Annotated in this window: 16 protein-coding genes and 3 tRNA genes; 14 read left to right on the forward strand and 5 right to left on the reverse strand. The window is 73.6% G+C overall.

Annotation, left to right across the window (positions count from 1 at the left end; translation table 11 throughout):
• Window positions 1–3: 3 nt before the first annotated feature.
• The 4 genes from EDF38_RS14635 to EDF38_RS14650 all read right to left on the reverse strand — a co-directional run bounded on the left by EDF38_RS14635 (window position 4) and on the right by EDF38_RS14650 (window position 1,951).
• Window positions 4–1,527, reverse strand: a complete 1,524-nt coding sequence (locus EDF38_RS14635; protein WP_123356653.1) for a glycosyltransferase family 39 protein — start codon at window positions 1,525–1,527, stop codon at window positions 4–6.
• 70 nt (window positions 1,528–1,597) lie between these two features.
• Window positions 1,598–1,670 (reverse strand) — tRNA-Phe (locus tag EDF38_RS14640).
• A gap of 85 nt (window positions 1,671–1,755) precedes the next feature.
• Window positions 1,756–1,829 (reverse strand) — tRNA-Asp (locus EDF38_RS14645).
• A 49-nt stretch (window positions 1,830–1,878) separates the two neighbouring features.
• Window positions 1,879–1,951, reverse strand: a tRNA-Glu gene (locus EDF38_RS14650).
• Window positions 1,952–2,204: 253 nt separating this feature from the next.
• Here EDF38_RS14650 and EDF38_RS14655 point away from each other — a divergent pair.
• Window positions 2,205–3,503, forward strand: coding sequence for a M23 family metallopeptidase (locus EDF38_RS14655; RefSeq protein WP_123356655.1), 1,299 nt, complete (start codon window positions 2,205–2,207; stop codon window positions 3,501–3,503).
• Between the two features lie 72 nt (window positions 3,504–3,575).
• Here EDF38_RS14655 and ppa read toward each other — a convergent pair whose 3' ends face one another.
• On the reverse strand, window positions 3,576–4,067 hold the full coding sequence (gene ppa, locus EDF38_RS14660) for an inorganic diphosphatase (protein WP_123356657.1): 492 nt from the start codon (window positions 4,065–4,067) through the stop codon (window positions 3,576–3,578).
• A gap of 69 nt (window positions 4,068–4,136) precedes the next feature.
• Between ppa and tilS the strand changes: the two genes are divergently transcribed.
• The 13 genes from tilS (at window position 4,137) to EDF38_RS14725 (ending at window position 17,632) form a co-directional block, all read left to right on the forward strand.
• Entirely contained in the window at window positions 4,137–5,129 is a 993-nt protein-coding gene (gene tilS / locus EDF38_RS14665) for a tRNA lysidine(34) synthetase TilS (RefSeq protein WP_123356659.1), read from the forward strand.
• A gap of 47 nt (window positions 5,130–5,176) precedes the next feature.
• The gene (hpt, locus tag EDF38_RS14670) at window positions 5,177–5,728 is read left to right on the forward strand and encodes a hypoxanthine phosphoribosyltransferase (protein WP_123356661.1); all 552 of its coding nucleotides are present in this window, start codon (window positions 5,177–5,179) and stop codon (window positions 5,726–5,728) included.
• A gap of 134 nt (window positions 5,729–5,862) precedes the next feature.
• Window positions 5,863–7,854, forward strand: coding sequence for an ATP-dependent zinc metalloprotease FtsH (gene ftsH / locus EDF38_RS14675; RefSeq protein ID WP_123356663.1), 1,992 nt, complete (start codon window positions 5,863–5,865; stop codon window positions 7,852–7,854).
• 906 nt (window positions 7,855–8,760) lie between these two features.
• Window positions 8,761–9,648 (forward strand): dihydropteroate synthase, encoded by an 888-nt coding sequence (gene folP, locus EDF38_RS14680; RefSeq protein ID WP_123357051.1) that lies wholly within the window; start codon window positions 8,761–8,763, stop codon window positions 9,646–9,648.
• Window positions 9,645–10,049, forward strand: a complete 405-nt coding sequence (gene folB / locus EDF38_RS14685; RefSeq protein ID WP_123357053.1) for a dihydroneopterin aldolase — start codon at window positions 9,645–9,647, stop codon at window positions 10,047–10,049. Before folP ends, folB begins: the two co-directional genes overlap by 4 nt.
• Window positions 10,046–10,693, forward strand: a complete 648-nt coding sequence (gene folK / locus EDF38_RS14690; protein WP_123356665.1) for a 2-amino-4-hydroxy-6-hydroxymethyldihydropteridine diphosphokinase — start codon at window positions 10,046–10,048, stop codon at window positions 10,691–10,693. The genes folB and folK overlap by 4 nt, the downstream gene beginning before the upstream one ends.
• A complete protein-coding gene (locus tag EDF38_RS14695) occupies window positions 10,690–11,163 on the forward strand; it encodes a DUF3180 domain-containing protein (RefSeq protein ID WP_123356667.1) in 474 nt (157 codons plus the stop codon). The genes folK and EDF38_RS14695 overlap by 4 nt, the downstream gene beginning before the upstream one ends.
• 44 nt (window positions 11,164–11,207) lie before the next feature.
• Complete coding sequence (locus EDF38_RS14700) at window positions 11,208–11,687, forward strand: PH domain-containing protein (protein WP_123356669.1); 480 nt, start codon at window positions 11,208–11,210, stop codon at window positions 11,685–11,687.
• Window positions 11,684–13,552, forward strand: coding sequence for a PH domain-containing protein (locus EDF38_RS14705; protein WP_123356671.1), 1,869 nt, complete (start codon window positions 11,684–11,686; stop codon window positions 13,550–13,552). Before EDF38_RS14700 ends, EDF38_RS14705 begins: the two co-directional genes overlap by 4 nt.
• On the forward strand, window positions 13,549–14,310 hold the full coding sequence (locus EDF38_RS14710; RefSeq protein ID WP_123356673.1) for a Rossmann-like and DUF2520 domain-containing protein: 762 nt from the start codon (window positions 13,549–13,551) through the stop codon (window positions 14,308–14,310). The genes EDF38_RS14705 and EDF38_RS14710 overlap by 4 nt, the downstream gene beginning before the upstream one ends.
• Window positions 14,311–14,377: 67 nt before the next feature.
• Entirely contained in the window at window positions 14,378–15,955 is a 1,578-nt protein-coding gene (lysS, locus tag EDF38_RS14715) for a lysine--tRNA ligase (RefSeq protein ID WP_123356675.1), read from the forward strand.
• Window positions 15,956–16,063: 108 nt separating this feature from the next.
• Complete coding sequence (locus tag EDF38_RS14720; RefSeq protein ID WP_123356677.1) at window positions 16,064–16,267, forward strand: hypothetical protein; 204 nt, start codon at window positions 16,064–16,066, stop codon at window positions 16,265–16,267.
• Between the two features lie 336 nt (window positions 16,268–16,603).
• Window positions 16,604–17,632, forward strand: coding sequence for a sigma-70 family RNA polymerase sigma factor (locus EDF38_RS14725; protein ID WP_123356679.1), 1,029 nt, complete (start codon window positions 16,604–16,606; stop codon window positions 17,630–17,632).
• Window positions 17,633–17,664: the final 32 nt, after the last annotated feature.

Consider the following 17,664-nt stretch of genomic DNA (forward strand, 5'->3'; position numbering starts at 1 on the left):
CGGTCAGCCCCGCCCGCCCGGTCGCAGGAAGAGGTAGACCACCGAGCGACCTGTGCGGTGCTCCTGTGCGACCTCGAAGCCGAGGGCCCCGAGCTGCCGCTGGTCGGCCGCCGTGAGCACGTCGGCCTGGCGGCGCACGATCCAGAGCCGGTCGACGTCCTCGAGGCGGTCGACGAGCTCGTCGGCCTCGGCCTCGACGTCGAGCTGCAGGGTGACGTCGGTGTACCGGCCGTCGGGCACGCCCGACCGGACGAACGCGACGTCGTCGAGGCCGGCGAACCGCTGTGGGTAGGCGTAGAGCGCCTGGCGGGGCCTCGTCGAGACCGTGCCCGACGCCTCCAGCAGGAACGCGTCGCCCGGGCGCGCCTGGTGCTCGACGTAGCTCGAGAGCTGAGCGAGGTCCGAGCCGCCGCCCTTGCCGGTGGGCTGGCGCTGCAGCACCCAGGTCGGCGCCGAGGCGGCCACGAGCACCCCGACGAGCACGAGGCTGATCCACCGTCGACGGAACCCGGTGACGGCGACGGCGAGCAGCAGGCACATGCCCGGCGCCGTCCAGGCGACGAGCCGGGCCTGGAAGAGCGGCGCGCCGGCCACGCCGACGAGCAGCAGCAGCCCGGTCGGCAGCACGACCCACAGGGCGCCGAGCAGCACCACGCTGCCGGGCGTGCGCGAGCGGTCGCGGAGGCGCGTGCCGAGCAGGATCAGCAGGGCCGCCGCGACCACGGCGAAGGGTGCCGACGTCGCGAACCAGGGCTCGACGAGCACCGAGTACCAGGTGACGTCCGCGCCCGTCGAGGGGTCGTCGGCCCCGAGCAGCCGTGCACGCTCGCCGATCACGGTGCCGATGGCGGGAGCCGTCACGAGCAGGGCGCCGCCCGTCGAGATCGACCAGCCGAGGAGGCGGTGGCGGGCTCCCCGACGCCGACGCTGGGCCGGTGCCAGCAACAGGAACACCCCGTGCACGACCACCACGGAGACCATCGGCACGAACACCGCGACCGACGCCGCGAGACCGGCGCCGTAGCCGGCCCACCACCAGCGGCTCTGCCGTCGGGAGGCGACGAGCACGAGCACCGTGAGCCAGACGGCCAGGGCCGCGTGCACCGCGTAGGGCCGGGCCTCGATCGCCTCGAGGGTCAGGCGCGGCAGGACGGCGTAGACGACCGCCGCGATCACCGCGGTGGTGCGGTTGGTGAGCATGCGGGTCAGGACGAGGAGGCCCGCCGCGCCCGCACCCACCGCCAGGGCGCTCGGCAGCCGGGTCGCGAACTCGCCCTCGCCCGCCAGCGAGGTCCACGCGTGCATCGCCAGGTAGTAGGCCGAGTGCACGGCGTCGCGCTGGTGCAGGAAGGCGAGCAGCTCGTCCCACGGCAGCCGCGCGGCCTGGAGCGTCGTGCCCTCGTCGCTCCAGTACGACGGCACCCACGAGGCGACGACCCCCACGACCAGGGCGAGCAGGCCGGCGAGCAGCGGGTCGAGCCAGCTGCTGCGGGGGTGCGCGACCGCGGGGTCGTGGCCGATGCTCACGCGGTCGGGGTGGTGGTCTCGGGCAGGGCGGCCTTAAATGAGGCAGGCCCCGCCGAGACGGGGCCTTGCGTGGCTGGACACGGCATCGATCCGTGGACCTTTCGATTTTCAGTCGAACGCTCTACCAACTGAGCTACCCAGCCGTGGAAGCCGGAGCCTCCGGAAGGGACGGGCCCTCCAGGCGAGACGATCGTCTCGACAGATTCGCGATGACGACACTCACCTCAGCGACCCTGACCGGACTTGAACCGGCGACCTCCGCCGTGACAGGGCGGCGCGCTAACCAACTGCGCTACAGGGCCAAACAATTGCTTCTGATACTACCCGGACTCGAGACCATTTCTGGAATCGTGACCCCAACGGGATTCGAACCCGTGCTGCCGCCGTGAAAGGGCGGTGTCCTAGGCCACTAAACGATGGGGCCCCGGTGATCCAGGAATCACAGAGCAACCGAGGCAAGAGCATACGGATGCGCGAGGCATAATGCAAAACGAGGTCGTCCCACGGTCGGTGACGCGCCTCCGCGGTCCGTCGTCGGCGGCGCGCGAGGGGCTCGCCACTCCGCCGCCGCTGCCGGGCCCCGGCCGCGGGGGCGGCTAGGTTCGGGTCGTCCTCGACCGGCGACCCGGGACCCGTCCCGCCCCGCACCGCTCACGACCTCGACTGATCGGGAACCGATGATCCACCCCCAGACCGCCCCGCGACCGCGCCGCGCGCTCGGCGTCGTCGCGACGGCCCGCAGCCGGGCGGCGCGCGTCGTCACCGGCGTCGCGGCCCTCGCGCTGGTCGTGAGCGTCGGCGTTCTCGCCGCCCCCGCACCGGCCCTCGCCGCCGACTACCCCTCGTGGGACGACGTCATGGCGGCGCAGACCGACGCCAACGCCAAGACCAACGAGATCACCAACGTCAAGCAGCTGCTGGCCGGCCTCGCCACCGACCTCGACGCGAAGAACGCCGACGCGGTCGCCAAGGGCACGGCCTTCGAGAAGGCGCAGACCGAGTACGACCAGGCCGAGTTCAAGCTCGGCCAGCTGCAGCAGCAGGCGGATGCCGCCAGCGCGGTGGCCGCCGCCAGCGAGGAGCGCGCTGGCCAGCTCGCCGCCCAGCTCGGGCGCTCGTCGGGCGGCAACGACATCAGCAGCAGCCTGATCTCCGACCCGGGCGACGCCGGGCAGCTGCTCTACAAGATCGGCGCGATGTCGAAGCTGACGGAGCAGGCCGACGGCATCTACTCGCAGGCCACGCAGGACCGGAACACCGCCCAGTCGCTCAGCGACCAGGCAGACGTCGCCGCCAAGGCCCTCAAGGTGCTCGCCGACAAGGCCGAGGCTGCCCTGGCCGCCGCGAACGAGGCCGCCCAGGCCGCCGCCGACGCCGTCGCCGAGCAGGAGGCCAACCAGAGCACGCTGGAGGCGCAGCTCGCGACCCTCGAGACCAACGTGCGCCACACCGCGGACGAGTTCGAGAAGGGCGAGGCCGAGCGCCGCGCCGCTGAGGCCGCCGCGGCCGCCGAGGCGGCGCGCTACGGCAGCCCGACGAACGGCACCCCGGCCGGCGTCGTCTCGAGCGCGGGCTGGACCCGCCCGGCCGGCGGCAACATCTCGTCGGGCTTCGGCATGCGGGTGAACCCCGTCACGCACGCCTACATCCTGCACGCGGGCACCGACCTGGCCGCGGGGTGCGGCACGCCGATCTTCGCCGCGGCGAGCGGCACCGTCTCGTACGCGGGCTGGTACGGCGGCTACGGCAACTTCGTGCTGCTCGACAACGGCGGCGGCGTCACGACCGGGTACGGCCACCAGCCGAACGGCGGCATCGCCGTCAGCGTCGGCCAGCACGTCGAGGTCGGCCAGCTGATCGGGCACGTCGGGTCGACCGGCAACTCGACCGGGTGCCACCTGCACTTCGAGACGCGCATCGGCGGCACGCCCGCCAACCCGGTCGCCTTCATGGCGCAGCGCGGCATCACGCTGTAGCGACCGCCCCGCACGACGGAGGGCCCGACACCATCCGGTGCCGGGCCCTCCGTCGTGCGTGGTGCGGAGGGGTCAGTGGCCTTCCTCGGCGAGCTTGACGATGCCGGCCTCGACGATGGCCTCGGCCTCGGCGGCGTCGCCCCAGCCCTCGGTCTTGACCCACTTGCCGGGCTCGAGGTCTTTGTAGTGCTCGAAGAAGTGCTCGATCTCCTTGCGGAGGTACTCGGGCACGTCGGTGACGTCCTGGATGTGCTCCCAGCGCGGGTCCTTCGCCGGGACGGCGATGACCTTGGCGTCGCTGCCGCCGTCGTCGGTCATGTTGAAGACGCCGACCGGGCGCACCTTGACGCCGACGCCGGGGAAGAGCGGGTAGTCGAGCAGCACGAGCACGTCGACGGGGTCGCCGTCGAGGCCCAGGGTGTTCTCGAAGAAGCCGTAGTCGGTCGGGTACACGAAGCCGGTGAAGAGCACGCGGTCGAGGTAGACGCGACCCGTCTCGTGGTCGACCTCGTACTTGTTGCGGCTTCCCTTGGGGATCTCGATCACGGCGTCGTACGCGGCCATGGGTGCTCCTGGTTCAGTCTGGGGGCGGTGCCGACCGGACCGGTCGGCGGCTGGCGATAACGTTACAAGATGCCCGACAGACCGCGTCTGACGCCCGCCGTCGCCGATGTGCGACGCGCGGTCCGCGCCTCCCTCGGCGACCTCCGTGCCGACGACCTCGTGCTCGTCGCGCTCAGCGGCGGCGCCGACTCCCTCGCCCTGGCCGCGGCCACGGCCTTCGAGGCGCCGCGTGCCGGGCTGCGCGCCGGCGCGGTCGTCGTCGACCACGGCCTCCAGCCCGGCTCGGCCGAGGTCGCGGCCGCCGCCGCCGCGCAGGCGACGGCGCTCGGTCTCGCCCCGGTCGAGGTGCGCCGCGTCGCCGTCGGCACCGAGGGGGGCCCCGAGGCCGCCGCGCGGGAGGCGCGCTACCGGTCGCTCGGGGAGGTCGCCTCCTCGACCGGCGCCGTCGCCGTGCTGCTCGGCCACACCCTCGACGACCAGGCCGAGACCGTGCTGCTGGGGCTCGCCCGCGGCAGTGGCCCGACGAGCCTGCAGGGGATGGACGCGGTGGCGGGGCCGTGGCGACGGCCGCTGCTGGCGGTGCGGCGGGAGGCGACCCGCGTCTCCTGCGCCGATCTCGGGCTCGAGCCCTGGGACGACCCGCACAACGACGACCCCTCCTACGCCCGGGTGCGCGTGCGCACGACGGTGCTGCCGGTGCTCGAGCGCGAGCTCGGCCCGGGCGTCGCGGAGGCGCTCGTCCGCACCGCGGCGCAGCTGCGCGAGGACGCGGAGGCGCTCGACCACTTCGCCGAGGAGGTCGCGGAGGAGGTCGCCGACCACGCCGAGGCGGGCATCTCGCTCGACGTCCGCTCGCTGGCCGCCAACCCGGCCGCGCTCCGCCAGCGCCTGATCCGGCTGGCCGTGTCGAGCGAGTTCGCCCTCACCCTCAGCCGGGCCCAGACCCTCGAGGTCGCCCGGCTCGTGACCGACTGGCACGGCCAGGGAGCGGTGTCGTTGCCGGGCGTTACAGTTGTCCGCACGGGAGGCGCGCTGCACTTCGCCGCGACCGCCGCTTCCTGACGACCCCCACCCCCCGCACCCCTCACCGCCCAGGAGGCACGTCCGCCATGGAACTCAGCGACATCGAGAGCGACCTCACGAGCGTCCTCTACACGGAGGAGCAGATCCACGCGAAGATCGCGGAGGTCGCCCGGGTGGTCGAGGCCGACTACGCGGGTCGCGACCCGCTGCTGGTGGGCGTGCTCAAGGGCGCCGTCATGGTCATGGCCGACTTCGCGCGCGAGCTCAAGCTGAACGCCCCGATGGACTGGATGGCCGTGTCGTCGTACGGCTCGGGCACGAAGTCGTCGGGCGTGGTGCGCATCCTGAAAGACCTCGACACCGACCTGCACGGCCGCGACGTCATCATCGTCGAGGACATCATCGACTCGGGCCTGACCCTGTCGTGGCTGCTCGACAACCTCCGCACGCGCGGCGCGGCCTCGGTCGAGATCTTCGCCCTGCTGCGCAAGCCCGAGGCGGCGAAGGTGCACGTCGAGGTCAAGTACGTCGGCTTCGAGATCCCCAACGACTTCGTCGTCGGCTACGGCCTCGACTACGACGAGAAGTACCGCAACCTGCGCGGCGTCGGGGTGCTGGCTCCGCACGTCTACAGCTAGTCCGCGCCTCTCACCCCAGTAGGGGGCCGCGCAGCCCGCTCAGAGCGAACACCCATGGGCCACATGGGGGGCTCGTTGTAGCCTTTCGCTCACGTTCTTCCTGCAGAAAGGTGACGGGCCGCGCCCGTACTGACATGGACTTCAAGAAACTCTTCCGCGGACCGATCATCTACATCGTGATCGCGGTGATCGGCATCGGGATCGGCTGGAGCGTCATCAGCGGCGCCGGCTCGACCGAGGTGTCGACCCAGAAGGGCCTGGAGTCGCTGAACGGCGACAAGGTCGCCTCCGCCACGATCTTCAGCAACGAGCAGCGCGTCGACCTCGTGCTCAAGGACGGCGGCGCGCAGGAGCGCTTCTACTACTCGACCCCCCGCGGCTCCGAGGTCGTCACGGCCATCAACGACGCCGACCTCGACAACTTCGACGACACCGTCACGCAGACCAACTGGTTCGTGTCGCTGCTCGGCATCCTGCTGCCCTTCCTCATCATCGGCGGCATCTTCTGGTTCCTGCTCTCGTCGATGCAGGGCGGCGGCAGCAAGGTCATGCAGTTCGGCAAGTCGAAGGCCAAGCTCGCGTCGAAGGAGACGCCGCAGGTCATGTTCACCGACGTGGCCGGCGCCGACGAGGCCATCGAAGAGCTCGAAGAGATCAAGGAGTTCCTCAAGGAGCCCGCGAAGTTCCAGGCGGTCGGGGCGCGCATCCCCAAGGGCGTCCTGCTCTACGGCCCTCCCGGCACCGGCAAGACCCTGCTCGCCCGCGCCGTCGCCGGCGAGGCCGGCGTGCCGTTCTTCTCCATCTCGGGCTCCGACTTCGTCGAGATGTTCGTCGGCGTCGGCGCGAGCCGCGTGCGCGACCTCTTCGAGCAGGCCAAGCAGAACTCGCCCGCCATCATCTTCGTCGACGAGATCGACGCCGTCGGCCGCCACCGCGGCGCCGGCGTCGGCGGCGGCAACGACGAGCGCGAGCAGACCCTCAACCAGCTGCTGGTCGAGATGGACGGCTTCGACGTCAAGACCAACGTCATCCTCATCGCGGCGACCAACCGGCCCGACGTGCTCGACCCCGCCCTGCTGCGCCCGGGCCGCTTCGACCGCCAGATCGGCGTCGACGCCCCCGGCCTCGACGGCCGCAAGCAGATCCTCGAGGTGCACGGCAAGGGCAAGCCCCTCGCCGCCTCGGTCAACCTCGAGGTGCTGGCCCGCAAGACGCCGGGCTTCACGGGTGCCGACCTGGCGAACGTGCTCAACGAGGCCGCGCTGCTCACGGCCCGCTCGAACGCGCAGCTCATCGACAACCGCGCCCTCGACGAGGCGGTCGACCGCGTCATGGCCGGCCCGCAGCGCCGCAGCCGCATCATGAACGACCACGAGAAGCTCATCACGGCGTACCACGAGGGCGGCCACGCCCTGGCGGCGGCGGCGATGCGCCACACCGACCCGGTCACGAAGATCACGATCCTGCCGCGCGGCCGCGCCCTCGGCTACACGATGGTGCTGCCGCTCGAGGACAAGTACTCGGTCACCCGCAACGAGCTGCTCGACCAGCTGACCTACGCCATGGGCGGCCGCGTCGCGGAGGAGCTCGTGTTCCACGACCCGACCACCGGCGCCTCGAACGACATCGAGAAGGCCACGGGCACGGCCCGCAAGATGGTCACCGAGTTCGGCATGAGCAACAAGGTCGGCTCGGTCAAGCTCGGCCAGGGCTCGGGCGAGCAGTTCATGGGCCGCGACATGGGCCAGCGCGACTACTCCGAGACGATCGCCGAGACCGTCGACGCCGAGGTGCGCGTGCTGCTCGAGCAGGCCCACGACGAGGCCTGGGCGGTCATCAACGACAACCGCGACATCCTCGACCACCTCGCGGCCGAGCTCCTCGAGAAGGAGACGCTCGACCACGACGAGCTCGCGGTCATCTTCAAGGACGTCAAGAAGCTGCCCGAGCGCCCGCAGTGGCTCTCGAGCGACAAGCGTCCCGTGTCGGACCGCCCGGCGATCCCGATGCCGACGAAGGCGCCGGTCGACGCCGAGGCCGTCGACGGCGGCGTGGGCTCCGAGCCCGAGCCGCTCACGACGCGCAAGCGTCCGCCGCGCACGACGCCGGGCATCGCCACGGCGTAGCGCCCGAGGGGGCAGGGGCATCCGCCCCTGCCCCCTCGCTACGCTGGGCACCCGTCCCGTGGCCCTGATCGGAGGAACCCCGTCGTGACCGACATGCCGTCGAGCGGGCAGCCCCGCGACGCGTCCGCCCCTCTCGGCGACGCGTCCTCCGTCGACGCAGCCTCGACCGACGGGGCCTCGAACGACGCAGCTTCGAACGGCGCGGCCTCGGGCGACGCCGTCGCCGCCTGGAAGCGGCCTCGCGGCCGCCGCCGGTACACCGAGCCGGTCGTCGTCGACGCTCCTCCCGCCAGCGCCCCCGCGGGGGAGACCGAGCGACGCCTCGCCATCGCCCGCGACGAGCGGGCCGCGGTCCTGCCCCCGGCGCAGCTGCCGCCGGTGACGCACACGCCGGCCACGCGCAGCCCGGCGACCCGCACCCCGGCAGCGCCGACGCCGGCCACGAACGTGCCGGCCGCGCGCCCGGCGACGGGGGCGGGCGCGGGGGAGCCGACCCGCGCCTCCTCGCGTCGGCTGGTCGTGGGCGGACGCTTCGACGGGCCGTTGCCGGAGGGCGACCGCACCGAGGGGCGCCTCGGGTCGCACGCGGCACCGGGGCTCGTCGACGGGCCGACGCGGCCGTCCGCCACGCCGCCGCGCGTGCTCCGCGAGCGGCAGCGCGTCGGGTCGCACGCGGCCCCGCCCGAGGCCCGCGCCGAGCTGGCCGAGCTCGAGGCCGAGCAGGCGGCCCGCGCGGCCGCCGGTGCCGCCGCTTCCGCGCCCGCCGCCCTGGCGCCTGCCGCCCTGGAGCCCGCCGCCCTGGAGCCCGCCGTCGTCGCCGGCGTCACGGGGGACGCCGGCCCGGCGCTCGCCTCCCGCGCCCGCCGGGCCGCGCCTCCGGTCGTCGTCGCCGGGCGGACGCTCGTCATGGGCATCCTCAACGTGACGCCCGACTCGTTCAGCGACGGCGGCCGCTTCACCGAGGTCGACCGCGCCCTGGCCCACGCCCGCGAGCTGCTCGCCGTGGGTGCCGACGTGATCGACGTCGGCGGGGAGTCGACGCGACCGGGCTCCGTGCGGGTCGACCCCGTCGAGGAGCGGCGCCGGGTGCTGCCCGTCGTCCGCCAGCTCGCCTCGGAGGGGGTGCGCGTCAGCGTCGACACCATGAACGCGGCCACGGCCGCCGCCGCCGTCGAGGCCGGCGCCGAGATCGTCAACGACGTCTCGGGCGGCCTGGCCGACCGGCAGATGGCCCGGGTCGTCGCCGAGACCGGTGCCACCTTCGTCGCCATGCACTGGCGCGGGCACCTCGGGCCGGGCCGCCTCGGCGCGGCCCACGTCGGCACGGGGCACCTCGGGCTCGAGCGCCTGCTCGACGTCGGCCGCGGCGCCGGCCCCGACGACGAGGCCCTCGGCGACATGGCCGGGCTCGTGCGCGACGAGCTCGAGGCCCGCGTGGCCGACCTCGTCGCCCAGGGCGTCGACCCCGCGAGGGTCGTGGTCGACCCGGGCGTCGGCTTCTCGAAGGACGCCGCGCAGAACTGGCAGGTGCTCGCGGGCCTGCCCGAGCTCGCGCGCCTGGGCTTCCCCGTGCTGGTGGGGGCGTCGCGCAAGCGGTTCCTCGGCGAGCTGCTGCCCGACGGCGCCCCGGCCGAGCAGCGCGACCCGGCGACCGCGGTCGTCAGCGTGCTGGCGGCGCAGGCGGGGGCCTGGGCGGTGCGCGTGCACGACGTCGCGGCGACCCGCACGGCGCTCGACGTGTGGCGGGCGTGGGAGCGGGGAAGCGCCTCCGGACGTCCGGCGAGGCACGCGTGAGCGGCGGCCCCGGCGAGGCGCCCGCCCTCGCGGCGCGCGGCCTCGACGTGCTGCGGCTGACCGGCGTGCGGGCGACCGGCCACCACGGCGTCTTCGACCACGAGCGGCGCGACGGACAGGAGTTCGTCGTCGACGCGGTCGTGCACCTCGACGTCCGTGCCGCGGCCGCGGGCGACGACCTCGACCGCACCGTCCACTACGGGGTGCTCGCGGAGGAGATCGTGGCCGCGATCGAGAGCGACCCCGTCGACCTGATCGAGACGCTCGCCGAGCGCATCGCGGGCGTCGTGCTCGCCCACCCGGCGGCCGCGATCGCCGAGGTGACGGTGCACAAGCCCGGAGCGCCCATCACCGTCCCGTTCGGCGACGTGTCGATCACGATCGTGCGGGAGCGGGCGTGAGCGGCGGCACCCGCCGGGCCGTCGTCGCGCTCGGCTCGAACCTCGGCGACCGCGCCGAGCTGCTGCGCGCGGCCGTGGCCGAGATCGACGCGACGGCGGGGGTCTCGGTGGTCGCCGCCTCCGCGCCGGTCTCGTCGGTGGCCGTCACGCTCGAGGGCCCCGACGAGTCGAAGCCCGAGTACCTCAACGCCGTGCTGATCGCCGACGTCGACCTCGAGCCCCTCGAGCTGCTCGACGCCCTCGCCGCGATCGAGCAGCAGCACGGCCGCGTGCGCGACGAGCGCTGGGGCGACCGCACGCTCGACCTCGACATCGTCGCGCTCGGCGACGTCGAGCTCGCCACCGAGCGCCTCACGCTGCCGCACCCGCGTGCAGCCGAGCGCGCGTTCGTGCTCGAGCCCTGGCTGCAGGTCGACCCGGAGGCGCGGCTCGGCCGAGCAGGACGCGTCGCCGACCTCCTCGAGCTCCTGCCCGACCGCACCCGGGTCGTGCCGGGCGCGGGTCGGCTCGACCGGCCCCCGACCGCGCGGCCCGAGCCCGACGTCGAGCCGACGCCGCCCGACCCGACCCCGACCGCCTCGACCTCGACCCCGACCACCTCGACCCCGACCACCTCGACCCCGACCCTCGGAGGACCCGCGTGAGGCACACCCGCCCCGGCACCCTGATCGGCCTCGCCGCCGTCGCGCTGGCCGTCGGCTTCGTCCTCGACGCGGCGCTCGTCGCCTCCGGCAGCCCCGCGGTCGTGCCGCCCGCCGCGCTCGGCCTCGTGCTGATCGCCCTCGGCGCCGTCATCGTCACCCTCGCCCTGCCCGTGCGCCGGGTGGCCAAGGGCACGAGCACCGAGCGCGTCGACCCGTACTACGCGACGCGCGTGCTGCTGCTCGCGAAGGCCAGCAGCCTCTCGGGCGCGCTCTTCGGCGGGGCCGCCGGCGGGGTGCTGCTCTTCGTCCTGACCCGCGGCGTGGGCCTCGCGCTAGGCTCCGTCGTGCCCACGGTCATCGCCGTCGTGGGGGGCCTCGCCCTCCTCGTGGCGGGGATCGTCGCCGAACGCATGTGCACGGTGCCGCCCGGGGACGACGACGAGGGCGGACCCGGGGCGCAGGCAGCCTGACGCCGCCCGACCACCGCCGACAGCACGCTCCCGGAGGACCCGCCATGGACCGACTCGACGTCGACGACGCGACCTGGACGGGCATCTCGCCCCGCTACGTCTGGCCCGAGGTGGTCGGCTGGCTGGTCACGGGCCTGCTCGTCGCCGCGGCCACGATCCCGCTCTGGTTCCTCGACGCGTGGCAGTGGCGGCTGATCACGGTCGCCCTGGTCGTCGCGACGCTCGTCACCTGCGCGTTCGTGCCGCGCCGGGTGCGGTCGATCCGGTACCAGCTGCGCGAGGACGACCTGCTGCTGCGCAAGGGCATCCTCTTCCTCCGCTTCGTGGCCGTGCCCTACGGCCGCATGCAGCTCATCGACATCAACCGCGGCCCGGTCGTCCGGGCGCTCGGGCTCAGCGACCTCAAGTTCGTGACCGCGGCCGCCGCGTCGGCCGTGACGATCCCTGGCGTGCCGGAGGCCGAGGCCGAGGCCCTGCGCGACCGCCTGGTCGAGCTGGCCGAGTCGAGGCGGGCGGGGCTGTGACGGCGGCCGGTCCCGGCGGCGGCGACGCGCCTCCTCGTGTCCCCGGACCGACGGCGGCGCCGGCGGAGGTCGCCGCGCTGACCGACGGCGAGTGGCACCGGCTGCACCCCGCGACGCCCCTGCTCAAGGGCGGCATCGCCCTGGTGATCCTGCTCGGCATCGTCGTCAACAACGCCCGCGAGTTCGTCGTCGGGGCCTTCGTGCCGGGCGAGCGCGGCGACGGCGAGGGCGACCCGTTCGGGTACGTGCTCGGCCACGGCCTGCTCCTCTGGATCCTGCTCGGCATCGTCGGCTTCGTCGCCCTGCTCGTCGCGGTGTTCTGGCTGTCGTGGCGGATGAACACGTTCCGCGTGACCGACGACACGGTCGAGGTGCGGAGCGGGGTCGTCTTCCGCACCAACCGCCGGGCGCGGCTCGACCGGGTGCAGGGCATCAACATCCAGCGGCCGGTCGTCGCGCGGGTGTTCGGCGCCGCCAAGCTCGAGATCAGCCAGGCGGGCGACGACGCGAACGTCACGCTCGCCTACCTGCGGAGCGCCTCGGCCGACGACCTGCGCCGCGAGATCCTGCGGCGGGCGTCGGGGGCGCAGCGGCGCGACGACGAGGGCCCCGGCGCGACCCACGCCCCCTCGCTGGCCAAGGGCGGCTTCGTCGGGGTCGTCGAGCAGCGCGCGCAGGAGTTCCTCCGCGACGGCGACGGACCCGAGGAGGCGCCCCCCGCGTCGGTCGTCAAGGTGGACGTCCGCCGCCTGGTCGGCTCGGTCGTGCTCAGCGGCTTCACCCTCTTCATCGTCGCGGCCGTCGTCGCGGTGATCGTCAGCGTGCGGCTGACGGGCGAGTTCTTCCTGCTGTTCGCCCTGCTGCCCGCGGCGCTGAGCACCGGGCCGTACTACGTGAGCCGCGTGACGAAGTCGCTGCGGTACAGCATCGCGGGGACGCGCGACGGCATCCGCATCGGCTACGGGCTGTTCTCGACGACGAACGAGACGCTGCCCCCGGGCCGCATCCACTCGGTGCGGGTCAGCCAGCCGCTGCTCTGGCGGCCGTTCGGCTGGTGGCAGATCTCCATCAACAAGGCGTCGCGGTCGAAGGCGGGCGACGCGGCGGCCCAGCAGAGCGGGGCGATCCTGCTGCCGGTCGGCGACGAGGGCGACGTGCGGCGGGTGCTCGAGCTCGTGCTGCCGGAGCTCGTCGGCGTCGGCGCCGCGGAGGCGGAGCTGGCGGCGGGTGCCGCGGGTGCGGGCGCCGGGGGCGCGGGTGCCGCGGGCGCGGCGGGTGGTGTCGACGAGTCGGCGCCCACGCCCGAACGCGCGCCGGAGCCGCTCGTGCTCGCGAAGGAGGTCGGCGAGGCCGCCGACGACCACGCCTCCCACACCCTCCGCCTCGTCGAGGACGGCCTCACCTCGCGGGGCGCCGACGGCGGCTTCACGACCTCGCCCCGTCGGGCCGCGGTGCTGCGCTGGTTCTCCTGGCGGCGCAACGGGTTCCGGGCCGCGCCCGGAGCGGTGCTGCTGCGCAAGGGGGCGATCTGGCGCGAGCTCGTCATCGTGCCCCTGCCGCGAGTGCAGAGCGTCGGACTGCACCAGGGCCCGCTGCTGCGCCGGATGCGCCTCGCCGCCGTCCACCTGCACACCGTCGCGGGTCCGATCACGGCCCATGTCGGGGCGCTCGACGAGCACGACGCGATGACGTTCTTCCGCGACACGGCGCGCGACGCGGTCGCGGCCGCGCAGGCCGACCGCACGCACCGCTGGCTGTCGGCCGCCGTCGGCGACCCGGCCCGCGCCTCCGCGTCCCCCGCCCCGGCCGCCGACGCCGACCCGCACGACCCCACCCACCCGCACCCCGACGGAGGCCGCCCATGAGCCCGCAGCAGAGCGGCCGCCTCGGCATCGGGATCGTCGGGGCCGGACACGTCGGCCCCGTGCTGGGCGCCGCGCTCGCCGCGGCCGGCCACGCCGTCGTCGGCATCTCGGCCGTCTCCGAGCGCAGCCGCGACCGGGCCGAGGCGATGCTGCCCGGTGCCCCCGTGCTGACGGTGCAGGAGGTGGTCGAGCGCAGCGAGCTCGTGCTGCTCGCCGTGCCCGACGACCAGCTCGAGGGGCTCGTGCAGGGCCTCGCCACGACCGGCGCCTGGCAGGCCGGGCAGCTCGTCGTCCACACGTCGCCGGTGCACGGGCTCGAGGTGCTGCGCCCGGCGCTCGGGGCGGGGGCCATCCCGCTCGCGATCCACCCGGCGCTCACCTTCACCGGGACGACGATCGACCTGGTCCGGCTGCGCGAGGCGTGGTGTGCGGTCACCGCTCCCGTGCCCGTACAGCCGATCGGCCAGGCGCTCGTCGTCGAGATGGGCGCCGAGCCGGTGCTCGTCGCCGAGGCCGACCGGCCCCGCTACGCCGAGGCGGTCGCGACGGCCACCGAGTTCTCGGCCGCGATCGTCACGCAGTCGGTCGCGATGCTCGCCGAGCTGGGCGTCCCCGAGCCGGGCCGGGTCATCGCGCCGCTCGTCCGGTCGGCCATGGACCGCGCCCTGGGCGTGGCCGAGGCGTCGGTGGGCCCCGGTACCATCGACGTGGCCGGGTCCGTCCACCCGCCGACCGCGTTCGGCGGCTCCGGCGCCTGAGGGCACCGCGCCTCCTCGTCTCCACCTCCCCCCGTTCGTCGCCACCTCGCAGGAGCACCTCACCGCCATGACCGACGCCCCCGAGACTCCCGACACCGCTCCCGCGACCGGCACGGCCGGCGCCGCTCCCGCGACCGGCACCGCTCCCGCCGACGACGCAGCCGCCCAGGCCGCCGCCGCGGCGGAGGCGTCCGAGCAGAAGCAGGTGCGGCTCGAGAAGCGCGAGCGGCTGCTCTCCTCGGGGCGCGAGGCCTACCCCGTGGGCGTGCCGGTCACCGACACGATCCCCGCGGTGCGCGCGCGCCACGCCGAGCTCGAGGCCGGCGCCGAGACCGGCGAGGTCGTCGGCCTCGCCGGCCGCGTCGTCCACGCCCGCAACACGGGCAAGCTCTGCTTCGCGGCGCTGCAGGCCGGCGACGGCTCGCGCATCCAGGCGATGGTGTCGCTCGCCGAGGTGGGCGACGAGTCGCTCGCCGAGTGGAAGGAGCTCGTCGACCTCGGCGACCACGTCTTCGTCAAGGGCCAGGTCATCTCGTCACGGCGCGGCGAGCTGTCGATCATGGTGAGCGAGTGGTCGATCGCCGCGAAGGCGCTGCTGCCGCTGCCGAACCTGCACTCCGAGCTCAGCGAAGAGACGCGCGTGCGTCAGCGCTACCTCGACCTGATCGTCCGCGAGCAGGCCCGCACCACGGTGCGTGCCCGCGCCGCCGCGGTCTCGTCGCTGCGTCGCACCTTCGACTCGTACGAGTACCTCGAGGTCGAGACCCCGATGCTGCAGACGATGCACGGCGGCGCCGCGGCCCGGCCGTTCCGCACGCACAGCAACGCCTTCGACACCGAGCTGTTCCTCCGCATCGCGCCCGAGCTCTTCCTCAAGCGGGCCGTCGTCGGCGGCATCGACCGCGTCTTCGAGATCAACCGCAACTTCCGCAACGAGGGCGCCGACTCGACGCACTCGCCCGAGTTCGCGATGGTCGAGGCGTACCAGGCCTACGGCGACTACGAGCAGATGGCCCGCCTCACCCAAGAGCTCGTGCAGGACGCGGCCATGGCGGTCTCCGGCTCGCACCTCGTCACCCTCAGCGACGGCACCGAGTACGACCTCGGCGGCGAGTGGGAGCGCGTGCCGATGTACGAGTCGCTCAGCGCCGCCTCCGGCACCGAGGTCACGCCCGAGACGAGCGTCGCCGACCTGCAGGCCCTCGCCGCCACGGTCGACCTCGTCGTGCCCCACGAGACCCACGGCAAGCTCGTCGAAGAACTGTGGGAGCACTTCGTCAAGCCCTCGCTCGACCGCCCGACCTTCGTCGTCGACTTCCCCGTCGACACGAGCCCGCTCGTCCGCCAGCACCGCTCGAAGCCCGGCGTGGTCGAGAAGTGGGACCTCTACGTGCGCGGCTTCGAGCTCGCCACGGCGTACTCCGAGCTCGTCGACCCCGTGATCCAGCGCGAGCGCTTCGTCGAGCAGGCCGCCCTGTCGGCCCGCGGCGACGCCGAGGCGATGCGGCTCGACGACGACTTCCTCCAGGCGCTCGAGCACGGCATGCCGCCGAGCGGCGGCATGGGCATGGGCATCGACCGCCTGCTGATGGCGATCACCGGCCTCGGCATCCGCGAGACCATCCTGTTCCCGCTGGTCAAGTAGCCCGCACGCCCGGCCCCGGCCGCGCCACCACGCCTCGAGCGCCGGAGGCGCGGGGCGGCTCCCGAGGCTCGGTGCCCGTTCACGGGTCCGACCGCTTACGCTTGCCGGGTGCCTGAGACATTCTGGGGAGCTGCCGTCTTCGCCGTGACGCCGACCATCGTCGTCGGCCTGATCTTCTGGTTCGCCGTGCGAGCCCTGCTCCGCGCCGACCGCACCGAGCGCGCCGTCTACTCGCAGATCGAGGCGGAGGAGCGCGCGAAGGCCGAGGCCGAGGAGCGCGCCGCGTCCGGCGAGAGCCGCACCACGGCCTGACCAGCCGACCCCCTGCGTGACGGAGGCGCGGTGCCGGACGGGCACCGCGCCTCCGGCGTTCCCGCCTCTCGAGGGTTCTCGCCGACGTTCCCTCACGTGCGTGTACCCCGGGTCGTCGGCGCTCGGCGTACACCCGCGCGTCGCCTGCCGTCAAAGTTGACAGCCTCACGTCCCCCGAATCCGTCGAAACCCTGGACGCGTGCTCCGAACAAGCTTGCGAACGGCCTGAGTGGCTTCTGTACGACTATGCGGCTGCGCCAGAGTGGTCACACGCCGAAGAGCTTCACGAACTATTCGACATGACAAGAACGTCTGTATTCGAGCAGGGAGAGAACGATGACTGCTGTCACCACCACCCGCACCACCAGCGAGACCACGAGCGCCGCTGACGACACCGAGGTCGAGGTCCTGTCGCAGGTCCGCGGCGCCTCCACCGACCAGGTCGGCGACTACCTCCGCCACATCGGCCGCATGCCCCTCCTCGACGCCGCGGAGGAGACCGAGATCGCCCGTCGCATTGAGGTCGGCCTCTTCGCCGGCGAGAAGATGAAAGAGCTCCAGGCGGCCGACGCGGTCAAGAAGAACCGCACCAAGGCCCACGCCGAGATGCTCCGCGACCTGCGCTGGCTGCAGCACGACGGCGAGCGTGCGAAGGACCGCATGATCACCGCGAACCTCCGCCTCGTCGTCAGCATCGCCAAGCGCTACACGCAGCGCGGCCTCCCCTTCATGGACGTCATCCAGGAGGGCAACCTCGGCCTCGTCCGCGCCGTCGAGAAGTTCGACTACACGCAGGGCTACAAGTTCTCGACCTACGCCACGTGGTGGATCCGCCAGGCCATCGCCCGCGGCCTCGCCGACAAGGCGCGCGCCATCCGCATCCCGGTGCACACGGTCGAGCGCATCAACCGCATCTCGCGTGCCGAGCGCGACCTCACCGTCGACCTGGGCCGTGCGCCCACCGTCGAGGAGGTCGCCGAAGAGGTCGCCATGGAGGTCGCCGACCTCGTCGAGCTCAAGTCGCGCTCGCACGAGCCCGTCTCGATCCACACCGTCGTCGGCGACGCGGAGGACAGCGAGCTCGGCGACTTCATCGAGGACGAGGAGACCCCCTCGCCCACGGCCGCCACCGAGAACGCGCTGCTCAACCGCGACATGCACGCCCTCGTGGCGACGCTGCCCGAGGACGAGGCCCGCGTGATCCGCATGCGCTTCGGCCTCGACGACGACCAGCCGATGACCCTCGACGAGATCAGCAAGCGCGTCCACAGCTCGCGCCAGGCCGTCTCGCGCGTCGAGAGCCGCGCCCGCCTGCGCATGTTCGCCAAGGCCGTCTCGCAGGACCTGCAGCTCTACCTGCAGTAGGCCGCAGCTGCCGAAGGGCCGCTTCCCCGTGG

The organism is Frigoribacterium sp. PhB160 (assembly GCF_003751785.1).
In the GTDB taxonomy this organism is placed as follows: Bacteria; Actinomycetota; Actinomycetes; order Actinomycetales; family Microbacteriaceae; genus Frigoribacterium.